The sequence below is a fragment of the Psychroserpens luteolus genome (assembly GCF_021032705.1).
GTDB lineage: Bacteria > Bacteroidota > Bacteroidia > Flavobacteriales > Flavobacteriaceae > Psychroserpens > Psychroserpens luteolus.
The window spans coordinates 1-301 of record NZ_JAHVXI010000055.1 but is presented as its reverse complement, the minus strand read 5'-3'; the positions used below and the strand labels follow the sequence as shown (position 1 = coordinate 301).

Sequence of the window (301 nt, the reverse complement as noted above, 5' to 3'; positions counted from 1 at the left end):
CATCCGGCACAGAGATGGTCATGCCTGGCGACAACCTGAAGTTCGACGTCGAGCTGATCGCGCCGATCGCGATGGAGCAAGGCCTCCGCTTCGCGATCCGCGAAGGCGGCCGGACTGTGGGTGCCGGTGTTGTGTCCAAAATCACTGAGTAACGACGGCTTAGCCGTCGGGTGGGTGGCAGGTTCGTTTGCGCAGCAAACTGACCGAGAACCCACACCCCTGACACTCTAGGGGTTACCGGTAGAAGAAATAGAGAAGGCCGTCCTGAATAGGGGCGGCCTTCTTACGTTGCATCGTATAA

The 301-nt window shown here is 58.8% G+C and carries 1 protein-coding gene; it reads left to right on the top strand.

From position 1 onward, the window contains the following. On the top strand, positions 1–152 hold a 152-nt coding region (locus KWG70_RS17815), incomplete at its 5' end, for an EF-Tu C-terminal domain-related protein (protein WP_449619092.1). Positions 153–301 lie beyond the last annotated feature (149 nt).